Source organism: Formosa sp. Hel1_31_208 (assembly GCF_900104785.1).
Taxonomy (GTDB): Bacteria; Bacteroidota; Bacteroidia; order Flavobacteriales; family Flavobacteriaceae; genus Psychroserpens.
Map to the genome: position 1 here is coordinate 1,761,600 of NZ_LT629733.1, position 13,990 is coordinate 1,775,589.

General features: G+C 36.4%; 10 protein-coding genes. 3 read left to right on the forward strand and 7 right to left on the reverse strand.

The window, feature by feature from the left end; genetic code table 11:
• Positions 1-39 precede the first annotated feature (39 nt).
• Positions 40-2,466, reverse strand: a complete 2,427-nt coding sequence (gene pheT / locus BLT57_RS08030; protein WP_091424643.1) for a phenylalanine--tRNA ligase subunit beta — start codon at positions 2,464-2,466, stop codon at positions 40-42.
• Positions 2,467-2,666: 200 nt separating this feature from the next.
• On the opposite strand from pheT, the gene BLT57_RS08035 reads away from it, so the two are divergent.
• Positions 2,667-3,884: a peroxiredoxin gene (locus BLT57_RS08035; protein ID WP_091424646.1), complete on the forward strand. Its 1,218-nt coding sequence runs from the start codon at positions 2,667-2,669 to the stop codon at positions 3,882-3,884.
• A 36-nt stretch (positions 3,885-3,920) separates the two neighbouring features.
• Here BLT57_RS08035 and BLT57_RS08040 read toward each other — a convergent pair whose 3' ends face one another.
• The 4 genes from BLT57_RS08040 to recG form a co-directional block, all read right to left on the reverse strand.
• The gene (locus BLT57_RS08040; RefSeq protein ID WP_231928657.1) at positions 3,921-4,973 is read right to left on the reverse strand and encodes a 1,4-beta-xylanase; all 1,053 of its coding nucleotides are present in this window, start codon (positions 4,971-4,973) and stop codon (positions 3,921-3,923) included.
• Between the two features lie 3 nt (positions 4,974-4,976).
• Positions 4,977-5,558: a tRNA-(ms[2]io[6]A)-hydroxylase gene (locus BLT57_RS08045; RefSeq protein WP_091426709.1), complete on the reverse strand. Its 582-nt coding sequence runs from the start codon at positions 5,556-5,558 to the stop codon at positions 4,977-4,979.
• Between the two features lie 30 nt (positions 5,559-5,588).
• Positions 5,589-6,656: an FAD-dependent oxidoreductase gene (locus BLT57_RS08050; RefSeq protein ID WP_091424648.1), complete on the reverse strand. Its 1,068-nt coding sequence runs from the start codon at positions 6,654-6,656 to the stop codon at positions 5,589-5,591.
• A 96-nt stretch (positions 6,657-6,752) separates the two neighbouring features.
• Complete coding sequence (gene recG / locus BLT57_RS08055; RefSeq protein WP_091424651.1) at positions 6,753-8,855, reverse strand: ATP-dependent DNA helicase RecG; 2,103 nt, start codon at positions 8,853-8,855, stop codon at positions 6,753-6,755.
• Positions 8,856-8,963: 108 nt separating this feature from the next.
• Between recG and BLT57_RS08060 the strand changes: the two genes are divergently transcribed.
• Positions 8,964-10,949: a M1 family metallopeptidase gene (locus BLT57_RS08060; RefSeq protein ID WP_091424655.1), complete on the forward strand. Its 1,986-nt coding sequence runs from the start codon at positions 8,964-8,966 to the stop codon at positions 10,947-10,949.
• The gene (locus BLT57_RS08065) at positions 10,946-11,863 is read left to right on the forward strand and encodes a patatin family protein (RefSeq protein WP_091424659.1); all 918 of its coding nucleotides are present in this window, start codon (positions 10,946-10,948) and stop codon (positions 11,861-11,863) included. Before BLT57_RS08060 ends, BLT57_RS08065 begins: the two co-directional genes overlap by 4 nt.
• Here the strand turns inward: BLT57_RS08065 and BLT57_RS08070 are convergent.
• Both BLT57_RS08070 and BLT57_RS08075 read right to left on the reverse strand, forming a co-directional pair.
• Entirely contained in the window at positions 11,849-12,367 is a 519-nt protein-coding gene (locus tag BLT57_RS08070; protein ID WP_091424661.1) for a hypothetical protein, read from the reverse strand. The genes BLT57_RS08065 and BLT57_RS08070 overlap by 15 nt on opposite strands.
• Before the next feature lie 68 nt (positions 12,368-12,435).
• Complete coding sequence (locus tag BLT57_RS08075; protein ID WP_091424663.1) at positions 12,436-13,989, reverse strand: FMN-binding glutamate synthase family protein; 1,554 nt, start codon at positions 13,987-13,989, stop codon at positions 12,436-12,438.
• Position 13,990: the final 1 nt, after the last annotated feature.

Consider the following 13,990-nt stretch of genomic DNA (forward strand, 5'->3'; position numbering starts at 1 on the left):
ATATGATAAAAAAAACCTTTCAATTTGAAAGGGGTTTTTTTATCTCAATTCTGCACCAAGCTGTTTTTCAAAATTAGCTTGAAGCTTATTCATGATTTTATCAATTTGTTTATCAGTCAGTGTTTTGTGTTCATCTTGAAGCGTAAAACTTACCGCATAACTTTTTTTGCCTTTTGGAAGGTTCTTACCTTGATACACATCAAACAAATCGACGTCTTTCAATAATTGCTTTTCAGTTTGCATGGCAATTTTATCGATATCTTCAAAACGCACTTGATCGTCTATTAATAGGGCGAAATCACGACGTACTTCAGGGTATTTAGGAATGTCTTTAAATTTAATAGCGTTGTGTTTAGCCATTGAAATGACATTGTCCCAATCGAAATCCGCAAAAAGAACTTCATGAGAAATACCGAAGTGCTTTAATACCTTTTTATTAATGATACCAAAGTCTACCAACTTCGTTTTTCCTAGTGACAAGCTTATACCTTCACTAAAGACGTCATTTTTAATAGGCGACACTTTGTGTCTAGAAAGGCCCAAACGTTCTAAAATACTGCTTACGATTCCCTTTAAATAAAAGAAATCACTCTTTTGTAGTGGTGCATTCCAGCGTAAGGTACTTTTGTTTCCCGTTAAGAAAATAGACAGATGCTTGAATTCTTCACGAGCCTCATTATAATTGTGGTAGGTTTTTCCAAATTCAAAGAGTTTTAAATTATCTCGTTTTCTATTGATGTTGTAACTCACAGCTTCCAAACCAGAAAACAATAAACTTTGTCTCATGACGCTTAAATCATTGCTCAAAGGATTAAGCATTTCAACATTATGCTCGTCTTTAAGTTGAGCACTCAATGCAATGTACTTTGGTGTTGTTAACGAATTTGATAAAATTTCATAAAACCCTTGCGCTGCTAATTGATTGCCAATAATATTTCGAAGTTTATAGTCTTCAAATTTCGATGTATTAGAAATAGAGGCATTAAGCTTTTCTGTGGTTTTGATGTTATTATACCCATAGACACGCAATATTTCTTCAATGACATCAGCTTCACGTTGTACATCGTTCCTGTAAGATGGAACGGTAAGACCTAAACCAGTTTCTGTGACATTATTTACTTTGATGTCTAACGACGTTAAGATGCTTTTAATGGTTTCCTTAGGAATCTCCTCTCCAATTAATTTCTTGGCATTATCAAAGCTTAAACGCACTTGAAAATCTTCGATTTTCTTTGGATAGAAATCTAAAACATCACTCGATATTTCTCCGCCAGCAATATCTGCAATTAAAAGTGCTGCACGTTTTAAAGCGTAATCTGCAAGGTTAGGATCGATTCCGCGTTCAAAACGGAATGAAGCATCGGTATTCAAACCATGACGCTTGGCTGTTTTCCTAATGCTTACAGGATTGAAATAAGCACTTTCTAAAAAGATACTAGTGGTATTTTCGGTTACACCAGAATGTGCGCCACCAAAAACTCCAGCAATACACATAGGTTTTTCGGCATCGCAAATCATGAGATCTTCCGAACTTAGTTCGTGTTCAACATCGTCTAAAGTTGTGAATTTTGTGCCTTCTGGAAGTGTTTTTACAACGACTTTATTGCCAGAAATCTTTATTGCATCAAAGGCATGTAGAGGCTGTCCTAGTTCGTGTAAAACATAATTTGTGATATCTACGATATTGTTTTTTGGAGCTAATCCTATGGCTTTTAAACGATTTTGTAACCAGTTTGGAGAGTCTTCAACCTTAATACCTGTAATGGTCAGCCCACAATAACGAGGCGCAAGCGCATAGTCTTTCACATCGATATCAATCTTAAGAGTTCTACTGTCGACATGAAAAGAACTCACCGAAGGTGTTATAAGTTCGGTATTGATTTCTTTTTGTAATAATCCAGCTTTCAAGTCGCGAGCAACGCCAAAGTGACTCATGGCATCAGCGCGATTAGGGGTTAAACCTATTTCGAATACTTGATCGTTTTCTATATTAAAGATGTTAGCGGCAAGGGTTCCAACTTTTAGTTTTTCATCCAAAACCATAATGCCATCATGGGATTTACCAAGACCTAATTCGTCCTCTGCGCAAATCATTCCATGACTTTCTTCGCCGCGAATCTTTCCTTTTTTGATGGTCCAAGCTTCACCAGTTTCGGTGTAAAGCGTAGTGCCAATGGTAGCTACAGGTACTTTTTGCCCCGCAGCAACATTTGGTGCGCCACATACAATTTGCAAAGGTGCTTCGTTACCAATAGCTACAGTGGTTATTTTTAATCGGTCAGCATTAGGGTGCTGTTCACAAGTCAATACTTCTCCCACAATAATACCTTCTAATCCGCCTTTTACAGATTGATATGTATCTATGCCTTCAATTTCTAATCCCAGATCGGTTAATAACTCACCCGTTTCTTCTGCAGACCAATCGGTTTTTAAAAATTGTTTTAACCAGTTATATGATATCTTCATTGTCTTAGTTTATCAGGTGTCAAAGATAATAATACTATCAAATTCAAGCTCTTGATTTGCATAAAAATTAAACTAAATTGTTATTTTTTTGTACATACAATAGATTTATAAAAGTCTTAAGGATTGGTTAATGATTATTAGACAATCTATGTAAGAATCATATATTTGTCGAGACTACACGTTTTTAAACTAAAAAGAAGATGCGAAAAGTACTGTTATTATCACTCATATGCCTGTGTTTAAGTTGTAATATTAACCAGCCTGACCCATTGTTGGAAGGTGTTTGGCGAGCTGAATTACAAGTTACAGATACGGAAATACTCCCATTTAATTTTGAGGTGACCTCTCGTGATGCGTTGAAAATCTTTAATGCAGATGAGGTGATTATGGTGACTGATATTAGTTATTCTAATGATACTGTTGTTTTGAAAACACCTGTTTTTGAAGGATATATTGAAGCTGTGGTGGAAAACGGGAAGCTATCAGGTAATTTTATAAAAGAAAATGAAGATCGTATTTTACCTTTTAAAGCAGAATTTGGAAACGCTAAACGTTTTGAGACTAAAGAAGGGGTGTCGTCTAATGATATTAGTGGTAATTGGGAAGCTGTTTTTAGTCCTAATAGTGAAGCCGATCGATATATTGCTAAAGGTATTTTTGAGCAAGACGGCTTAACTGTGACGGGTACTTTTAGAACTACAACAGGAGATTACAGGTATTTAGAAGGTGTCATGGATGGAGATATAATGAAGTTGTCCACTTTTGATGGTGCACATGCGTTTTTGTTTACAGCTAAAGTGACTGATAGTACCATGAGCGGAATGTTCTACTCTGGAAACCACTGGCAAGAACCTTTTGTTGCCAAACGAAATGAAAGTTATGAATTGCCTGATGCCAACAACTTGACTTTTTTAAAAGAGGGTTATGAGGTATTTGAGTTTTCATTTCCTGATGCAGAAGGAAACGTGGTCTCACTTACTGATAATCGATTTAAGAATAAGGTTGTGGTTGTGCAAATCATGGGGACATGGTGTCCTAATTGCCTAGATGAAAGCAAGTATTATTCTGAATTTTATGATATTAATGCTGAAAAGGACCTAGAATTTGTTGCTCTAGCTTTTGAATATGCTAAATCTGAAGAAAAAGCATTTCAAAGTATCAAGCGCTTGAAGGATGGTATTGGTATTCAATATCCAATATTATTGGCACAATACGGCTCATCTGATAAAGCCGAAGCACAGCAGAAGCTCCCAATGTTAAATCATGTCTTATCATACCCAACCTCAATATTTATTGATAAAAAAGGGAAGGTGCGAAAAATTCATACGGGCTTTAACGGGCCAGCAACAGGTGAAAAGTATATCAGGTTTCAGAATGAATTCGAAAGCTTTATAAACCAGTTGTTAGACGAGAACTAGTCGTTCTAAATCTTATTTTTAAATAGTAATAATCGCCTAATTCTGATCTTTTAAGTCTGATCCTTCAATATATCTTGGTTTTGCTAATTCCGCGTTCCAGCGTTCTGAAATATAATCGCTTTCCTGAATTCTCGAATCTACTTTTTGAAAGGTCGGATTGTTAATCCACATGGGTTGTGAAGACCAATCGCAATTGATATAGGAGAAGGCTTTGATGATGTCTTTATTAGCGGCTATCGTCTCAAAAAACGGAACAAACCATACCTCCCAAATATGTTTCGCAACTTTTGGATTACTTAAATCAGCATTGAAATAAAGATTGTCTTTTTCTTGTACAGGCGTGGCCTCAGCGATAAACACAGGTTTGTTGTGGCGTCGAGCAAACACTAGCATTTCTTCATCAGGATTGCCAAAGTATGAATACGCACACCAATCTACAAGGTCATCACCAGGATACCATGCTTCAAGAGTGTCTTGATCTGAACCATTTCCTTTTGATTGCCAAACAAAGGCAACATTGTCAACATTCATGTCATTAAAAATAGAATGGATGCGCTGCCATGCTTTTAGATAATGTTTTTTGTTATAATGATTCCATGACCAACCATCAAATTCATACCCTATTCTTAAAAAAACAGGGCGTTTGGTGCTTTTAATCCATTGCGCGAGTTCTTTGATGAGGTTATCTCGCTCACCTTTTCCTATTTCCTTTTCATGATTAACCATTGATAGACCTATGGCTATCATACTATTATTATAGTTTGATTCATTGAGGTAATATTGGGCGCAGTTATCACCAGCTCCCCAATTTGCCTTTGTTTTTATGCCATCAAGACCTTTATTATCATACCCGAAAGATTCATCTCCTGGCGACATATTGGTATACACTGTAATACCAGCAGGAATTTTAAAGTGATCGCTATATCCATTAGAATAGTTATCAAGTCCACCAACCGCTGCTAAATCTTGCCCTACAAATACTAAACAGGCATCATCAGCTGGTTCAAATTTCGCTTTGCGCTGTTGTCCAAAACTGAATTGCAATGCAACTGCTGAAAACAGGCTTAGTGTAAGGTGTTTTTTAATCATAATTTAGCCATGGATGGTTTCAGATGTTCCGTAGCTTTTAATGAGTTCACCTTCAAAAGCAATTAGTTCTTCCCATCGTTTGTCTACATCAATGTCTTTTCCGTATTTTCTGGCGTAAGTAATGAATGTTGTATAATGTCCGGCTTCACTCACCATAAGATCATAATAGAACTTAGAGAGTTCTTTGTCTTTAATACGATTGGATAATAGCTTAAAACGTTCGCAGCTTCTGGCTTCGATCATTGCAGAGAATAGGAGTCGATCAACCATGCTTTGTAGACGATTTCCGCCTGTATTCATGAATTTATAGAGTTGATTTACATAATGGTCCTTGCGTTCGCGTCCTAGAGTATAACCACGCTTTTTAATAATCTCATGAACCATTTGAAAATGCTCAAGCTCTTCCTTAGCCAATTCCAGTAAATCGGTGACCAGGTCTTCATATTGAGAATTATGTGTAATTATAGTAATGGCATTTGTGCATGCTTTTTGTTCACACCAAGCATGATCAGATAAGATTTCTTCGATATTCTCTTCTGCGATGGTAGCCCAACGCGGATCAGTTTCTAGTTTTAGGTGGAGCATGCTCATAGGTGTAATTTTTTATAAAGATACTTATAAAATGGATTCTAATTGTCTAAAAATGTGCTGCGCACTTCTCACAGCACCTTCCATTTTTCCTGAGGCATAGACGCTTGTTTCTGTTCCTGCCATAAAAAAGGTTTCATTTAAATAACTCTTTAGGAATAGTGAGTGCCCGTTGTTTTGTTGTGGTATTATAAAGTCATCATAAGCAGCTGTTGTAAAGCATTCGTCTTTCCAAACCAATTCCTCGTATGTTAGAAAATTTCGGACTTGACTTCCGTAGTAATTCTCTAATTGATGAAGTGCTAATTCTTGTCGTTCTAATTTTGAATGGTTCTGAAACTCCTTATTCATGAAACCAACTAAAGCATGTAAAGTTCCATCTGCGTTCGAATGATCATAGAATTCTTGAAGCGGACTAACATTACTATAAATAGTACCACTAGTGTGTTCTCCTTTCCAAAAGGGGTTTTTAAAGGTGAAGCCAACTTTAATAGAGTCATGCATCCAAGTGTGTGTGTTTTTCATAACCCCAACCACCTCTTGAGGTAATTGAGGTGTAAACTGTATCGCTTTTTGTAAGAGATAAGGAGGTAAGGTAGAAACAATTATTTTACAATTAAAATTATACGCCTGAGATTGTGCTGAAATAAAATCAGTATGCTTTTCTATCGAATCAATGTTGCAATTGGTAATGATTTGACTGGGTTCAAGATGTGATGACAAGGTATTAATAATTGTTTGTGTTCCATTGGCAATACGATAACTTGCCGAGCTGCTATTTGGTAAGTTCACTAGTTGCGGTGGGTTTGACTTGTTGGGCTCGTAAATAGCAGTCTTTCCATAGTGTTGCTCAAAAACATCGAGGTCTAATGATTTCAATAATTGTAATAACGCATTATGTTCAGTAACTAGCCATGTTGCGCCAAGTTCTATTGGTGCTTGATTGGTATTTAGTTTGGTATATATTCGTCCGCCAATACGATTTCTAGCCTCCACAAGTGTTACAGAAACATCTAACTGTTTTAAATAATAAGCAAGTGTGATACCGGTGAGGCCTGCTCCAATTATTAGGATGTCCGTAGTATTCTTTTGCATTCGGTTGGATTATATAATTTTTTTGACGAAGATAACTATATAATTCTTTCAGAATGAATGACAACAAGTGTTGAGGTTTTGGCTTGCGTGCTGCCATTATGAAATATAATTCCAGATGTTCTTGTATTTACCCAATTGTCTATAGGTGTATAATATCTCTTTATGTTCTGGAAAACTTAACGACGGATCTGCACTTAGCACACGTTTTGCATAAAATCGAGCACTTTGTAAAATATCTTTGTCCTTGATAATGTTAGCGATCTTTAAATTTAATACCCCACTTTGTTGGGTACCCATGATATCTCCTGGTCCGCGTAATTTGAGGTCAACTTCTGCAATTTCAAAACCGTCACTAGTTCTGGTCATAGTTTCTAATCGCACTTTACTGTCTTGACTTAACTTATGGCTCGTCATAAGTATGCAATAGCTTTGTTCGGCGCCACGACCTACACGACCGCGTAATTGATGTAGTTGTGATAAACCAAATCGTTCGGCGCTTTCGATAATCATAACTGAAGCATTAGGTACATTAACACCAACTTCAATAACAGTAGTGGCTACCATTATTTGTGTTTCGCCCTTTACAAAACGTTGCATTTCGTAGTCTTTGTTGGCTGGTTTCATTTTTCCATGAACAATAGAAATTTGATATTGAGGCTGCGGAAATTCTCTCACTATACTTTCATAGCCATCCATAAGATCTTTGTAGTCTAAAGCTGAGCTTTCTTGTATAAGTGGATAAACGATATAAACCTGTCTGCCTTTTGTGATTTCATCACGCATAAATCGCATCACTTTCAGTCGATTTGAATCGTATCTGTGAACCGTTTTTATAGCTTGTCGCCCAGGTGGTAATTCGTCAATAATTGAGATGTCTAAATCACCATAAACAGACATGGCTAATGTTCTCGGAATTGGTGTGGCTGTCATCACTAAAATGTGAGGAGGAGAGGTGTTTTTTTTCCATAACTTTGAACGTTGCGCGACTCCAAAACGATGTTGCTCATCAATAATTGCCAGACCTAAATTTTTAAATTTCACCTTATCTTCTAGTAGCGCATGTGTGCCAATTAGGAGTTGTAATTCCCCGTTTTCAAGTGATTCGTGAATTTTTCTTCTTTCTAAAGTAGTACTTGAACCTGTAAGTAGTTTTATACTGATATTCAATTTATTAGACCACTCTAACAATCCTTGATAGTGTTGGACTGACAAAATTTCAGTCGGAGCCATTAAGCAAGCTTGGAAGCCATTGTCAAGCGCCATTAACATTGACATGAACGCGACTATGGTCTTTCCTGATCCCACATCACCTTGGAGTAATCGGTTCATCTGGGCATTGCTTCCTAAATCTTGTCTAATTTCTTTCAATACTCGTTTTTGAGCATGGGTTAAATTGAAAGGCAAATGGTCTTTATAAAAAGTGTTAAAATAATTTCCAACAGACACAAAAGGAAATCCTTTTATTTTGGATTTATGGATTAAGTTTTTTAAAATTAATTGCAACTGAATATAGAATAATTCTTCAAATTTAAGTCTAAATTCTGCACGTGATAATAGGTCCTGATTTTTGGGAAAATGAATATTAAATAGGGCGTCTTTTTTTGGTAGTAATTTTAGTTCTGAAATGAGCTCTTTATTTAGGGTTTCATAAAAATGTCCTTTGGTTTCCAAAAACAAACTTTGCATGATTTTAGTCAATACGCGATTGGTAATTCCCTTATTGGATAGTTTTTCGGTTGAGGGGTAAACGGCCTGCATGGATGATCGTAAATTCTCATTGTGATCACTTAATAGTTCCAATTCAGGATGTGGCATATTAAAAACACCATTAAACCAGTTGATTTTTCCGAAAATCACATAAGAGGTATTTAATTTAATACTGTCACGAATCCATTTTTGTCCTCTAAACCAAACCAGTTCTATTTTCCCGGTTTCGTCTTCAAAAGTCCCAATAAGGCGTTTGCCGCGTTTTTGAGCAACTTCTTTAAAACCAATAATTTTTCCAATAACTTGAACTTCAGCACTATGGCGTTGTAATTCATTGATTTTATAATATTTAGTGCGGTCTAAATAGCGATTAGGGAAGAGGTTAATCAAATCCTGATAGGTGTGTATGCCTAGCTCGCTACGCAATAAATCTGCGCGATTAGGACCAACGCCCTTAAGATAATCTATAGGAGTTTGAAGATTAACACTCATGTAGCGAATTTAATTAATTCTGATGTAAATTGTAGCCTTATAACCCTGTTACTTTCGAGTATATCTGTAAAAATTGTATTTTGGTCTTGTCTTTGATTAAACCTGTATATGAAGTCACTAATTCAAATTGTTTTTGTTTTTATTTTCAGCGGAACTATTGCTGCGCAACAAACAGATTATGTAGATTTTAAAAGAGCTGCGGCAGATGTTTATGTAGATTCACAACACAAAGAGGTTAGGGGATTGGTTACTTATACTTTCGATGTGTTAAAGCCTGTGGATTCAATAGTAATTGATATTCAGGCTATTAATTGCGATCGCGTTACATTAAACGATACCGAATTGATTTTGACTGCTGATACTTTTAATGGTGTTATCCGTAAGAGGTTTAGTCCTTCAAAAGATAATGCCTTGGAGATTAGCTATCACGTCAAACCTAAAAAAGCACTCTATTTTGTTGGTGACCAAATATGGACTCAAGGTCAGGGTAAGTACACAAGTAATTGGTTGCCTAGTTTAGATAACGTGAACGATAAAATTGAGTTCGATTTATCTATTACTTACGAAAATGGATATGACGTATTGGCAAACGGTAAGCTCGTTAATAAAGAATTTGAAGACGGCTTTACGACATGGCACTACGATATGAAAGCACCTATGTCTAGTTATCTGGTTGCTTTAGTCGTTGGTAAATACAATAAAAAAATAGCGACTTCAAAAAGTGGTATCCCATTAGAATTTTATTTTTATCCTGAAGATTCTCTTAAAGTTGAGCCTACTTACCGCTATACCAAACGCATGTTTGATTTTATGGAAGAAGAGATTGGATTTCCATTTCCTTGGCAAAACTATAAGCAAGCACCTGTAAAGGATTTTCTGTACTCAGGGATGGAAAACACTAGTCTCACTGTGTTTTCAGATAGCTTTGTAGTTGATTCTACTGGCTATAATGATAGAAGTTATATTACAGTCAATGCGCATGAATTAGCCCATCAGTGGTTTGGTAATCTGGTTACCGCAACATCTGGCGAGCATCATTGGTTGCAAGAGGGTTTCGCAACGTATTATGCGTTGTTAGCAGAACGTGAGATTTTTGGAAGCGATCACTATTATTGGCAGCTTTTTAAAAACGCTCAAGAATTAATTGCTCAAAATTCGGCAGGTCAAAGCACATCGTTATTAAATCCAAAATCTAGCAGTACAACCTTTTATAAGAAAGGTGCCTGGGCCTTGCATATTCTAAGAGAACGGGTGGGAGATAGTGCTTTTAAAACTGCCGTAGTCACTTATTTGGAGAAACATCAATTCGCTAATGTTGACACTTCAGATTTTATAAAAGAAGTTGAAATGGCAAGTGGACATGATCTAACAGATTATGTAAATACTTGGCTTATGGCGTCTAATTTTCCAGAGGACGCAGTGGTTAGATTCTTGAAGCAATCCTCTTTTATGCAAGACTATTTTATGCTAGATTGCGAGGTGTTTACCTCTGAATGCAATGAATATCTGTTGTCAAATATTTCAGATAAGGCTAAGGTGAAAGTCATTAGTCAGATTAAAGATAAAGTTAATGCTAGTGCATTTCAAAATTCTCTAGAAGTGCGTCAGGCTATTGCTAATTATGCGACTCAGATTCCTCTTGAAATAAAATTACAATATGAATCCTTGTTGGAGGATCCTTCCTATATCACTAAAGAACTTGCGTTGTATAATTTATGGGTTAATTTTCCTAAAGAACGGGCTAAGTATTTGCAGCAAACCAAAGATATCATTGGTTTCAACGATTATAATGTGAGATTGCTTTGGTTGGGCTTACATTTAAATACGCCTGAATATCAATCTAAGAAAAAAATCGAGGTGTTAAACGAATTGATAAGCTATAGTTTGCCAAATCAGCATTTTGAATTACGTATGAATGCATTTAAGTATTTAAAACTCATTGGCGGTTTTGAAATCGAATCGGTAAGGAGTTTAATTCAGGCGACTAAGCATCATAACTGGCGTTTTTCAAAGTTTTCAAAAAGCGTATTAGAAGAACTTGAGCAAAATGTAAAATATAAAATATTAATCGGAAAACTTAAAAATCAATTATGAGAGCATTAGTGATTTCAGGGGGCGGCAGTAAAGGTGCTTTTGCAGGAGGTGTTGCTCAATACTTAATGGAGGTTGAGGGTCGTGACTATGATTTGTTTTTAGGGACGTCGACTGGGAGTTTGTTGGTACCTCATTTAGCGGTCAATGATATCGGTAAGCTGTATAATATATTCACTAATGTGCAACAACATGATATTTTTAGTATAAGTCCGTTTGTGCAGCGTAAAAAGGGTGATCGGGAATATGTGTCCATTGATTTCTTTAATTCGTTGTGGCAGTTTATTCGTATGAAACGCACCTTTGGAGAAAGTAAAGCCTTAAAGCGAAATATTAGACAAAATTTCACCAGAGCAGAATACGATAAAATTAAAGCCACGCAAGAAGATGTAGTGGTTACGGTGTCAAATCTGTCTATGAATCGTGTGGAGTATAAATCGATTAGAGATTTTTCGTATGAAGAATTTTGTAACTGGATATGGATTTCTTGTAATTACATCCCTTTTATGTCGTTAGCGACAGTTGATGGTTACGAGTATGCTGATGGTGGCTTAGGATGTGTGATACCGATAAGAGAGGCTATTTTGCGAGGAGCTACTGAAGTTGATGCCGTAGTTTTAGAGGCAGAGCAAATGGAGCGACAGAAGGTGTTGGGTAAGAATCCGTTTTCTTTAATGATGAATTTGTTTGGCCATCTTTTGGATCAGGTTGAAAAGAACGATATTGTCATTGGGAAACTAGCAGCAAAAAACCGAGGTGTTAAACTAAACTTGTATTATACACCAACGAGTCTTACTGAGAACTCCTTGATTTTTAGTAAACCATTAATGGTAAAATGGTGGGAGCAAGGTTATTCTTATGCAAAAGAAAAGCATAAAAAAGATGCTTTGAAAAATGAAATATCACCAAATATTTGAAACTTCCTCCTTGATAAAAGATAATGCTGCATCACTGGGAGATCGTCTGTCTATCATTTCAGTTAATAGTGTTTCACGCAGTTTATCTGCGGAATCTATCTCGTCTGACATGGTCACTTTTCTTATCATTTGAACAGTCGCATTTTTGGCAGTTGACGTAACGCTCCAACATTGGTCAGTTACATAGATTTGTTGTGCTAAATTGTGATCAAATTCTTGTTCAATGTTTGCTATAAGTAAATTTTCGTAATCTTCTTTATTTGAGGACATTGGATTGACTCTAACTAGTAATTTTGACAGCTTGATTCGTTCCAGAAAAAGCGAGAGACGTTCATAGGCTTGAAGACGCAATGGTAAGGCATCTTTTTGAAGATCTTTTTGTATTAAAAAGTCACGACGTCGGCTTTCATTTTCGATGTGTTCTCTAAAAAATAGAAATGCGATAGCTCCGGTTACGAGAGCAGGTATACAATATAATAATAGGCCTAAAATATCCAGTTCCATAGTTCGTTTTAATTGTGTTTATTTTAAGTTGTAAACTTAAGGGTTTTAAAATTATTGTGTTCAGTAATTTATAATTTTCCACCTAAATATTTGCAATCTTTTAAATCTTGCATAGATTTGAAAGGTACAGGTGTTTTGTTGTATTTATAAGTTTTGGAAAGTTCTTTTGATAAATTATGGTCATCAACATTAACATCAATATCATCCATATCAAATTGACATGGATGCTCATAACCTGCGGCATGTGTGATTTCAATAAATTCTTTTCTAAATGTTTTAAAATATTGAGCTAATCGTACAGATTTTAACGTAGGGTCAATTCCGTTTTGCAGCCATTTCTTTTGTGTTGCAATACCACTAGGGCATCTATTTGTATGGCAGATTTGCGCCTGAATACAACCGATACTCATCATGGCCTCGCGAGCGACATTAATAACATCAACACCCATAGCAAATGCCATAGCGGCTTTTGCGGGGAAACCAAGTTTACCACTACCAATAAACACGATTCGGTCACTTAGACCTTTATGTTTAAAAAGTCCGTAGAGATCTCCAAATCCGTAAACCCAGGGTAATGACACATGATCTGCGAAACTAGGTGGTGCAGCACCTGTTCCGCCTTCACCACCATCAACGGTAATAAAATCTGGACCTTTACCCGTTTTCAGCATAATATCTGCTAATTCTTCCCATTGTGCTAGTTTACCAATTGCGGCTTTTATACCCACTGGTAAGCCTGTTTCTTCGGCAATAGCTTCAATTAAATCTACCATTTCAGAAACTGTTGAAAAGGCCTTATGATTTGGAGGTGACAATACTGTTTTTCCTACTTCCACCCCTCTAATATCAGCAATTTCTTGCGTAATTTTTGATCCTGGAAGCACACCACCTTTGCCTGGTTTTGCGCCTTGTGATAATTTGATCTCAATAGCGCGAATAAACGGGTTGTCTTCTACCAGTTGTTTCATTTTTTCCATTGAAAAGTTGCCGTCTGCACTTCTAACTCCAAAATATCCAGTTCCGAAGTGAAACACCACATCGGCACCGTGACTGTGATATGGCGATAGGCCTCCTTCACCGGTATTATGGTAGGCGTCAGCCATTTTAACGCCTTTATTCAAAGACTCGATAGCTCTAGCCGATAAAGAGCCAAAACTCATGGCAGATACATTAATAATTGATGCGGGTCGATAGGGTCTTCGCCGTTTGTTGTGTGCGCCTATGATTTTAGCGCAAGGCAGAAATGTTTTGTCAATAGAATTGGGATGCTCTTCATTTATGCGATATGGAAACATGGCATTATTGACAAATATGTGCTGATGTGCATAGATGTCTTTATCGGTTCCAAACCCTTCATAATTATTCTCATTCTTTGAAGATGCATAAACCCAACTTCGTTCGATGCGATTAAAGGGTAATTCTTCTCTGTTATTGGCTACTAAATATTGACGCAATTCTGGGCCGATACTCTCTAGTAAATACCTTATATGTCCTATGATAGGGAAATTATGACTAATTGTATGTTTTCTCTGAATGATATCTCTAATGGCAATTACCGTTAAAACAATGAGTATCCACATCCACCAAGAGATGCCTGAAATGAAATTAAAAAAGGTATCCATA

Coding starts and splice junctions, on each gene's coding strand:
- pheT (WP_091424643.1), bottom strand. CDS start 2,466: ATGAAGATATCATATAACTGGTTAAAACAATTTTTAAAAACCGATTGG.
- BLT57_RS08035 (WP_091424646.1), top strand. CDS start 2,667: ATGCGAAAAGTACTGTTATTATCACTCATATGCCTGTGTTTAAGTTGT.
- BLT57_RS08040 (WP_231928657.1), bottom strand. CDS start 4,973: ATGATTAAAAAACACCTTACACTAAGCCTGTTTTCAGCAGTTGCATTG.
- BLT57_RS08045 (WP_091426709.1), bottom strand. CDS start 5,558: ATGCTCCACCTAAAACTAGAAACTGATCCGCGTTGGGCTACCATCGCA.
- BLT57_RS08050 (WP_091424648.1), bottom strand. CDS start 6,656: ATGCAAAAGAATACTACGGACATCCTAATAATTGGAGCAGGCCTCACC.
- recG (WP_091424651.1), bottom strand. CDS start 8,855: ATGAGTGTTAATCTTCAAACTCCTATAGATTATCTTAAGGGCGTTGGT.
- BLT57_RS08060 (WP_091424655.1), top strand. CDS start 8,964: ATGAAGTCACTAATTCAAATTGTTTTTGTTTTTATTTTCAGCGGAACT.
- BLT57_RS08065 (WP_091424659.1), top strand. CDS start 10,946: ATGAGAGCATTAGTGATTTCAGGGGGCGGCAGTAAAGGTGCTTTTGCA.
- BLT57_RS08070 (WP_091424661.1), bottom strand. CDS start 12,367: ATGGAACTGGATATTTTAGGCCTATTATTATATTGTATACCTGCTCTC.
- BLT57_RS08075 (WP_091424663.1), bottom strand. CDS start 13,989: ATGGATACCTTTTTTAATTTCATTTCAGGCATCTCTTGGTGGATGTGG.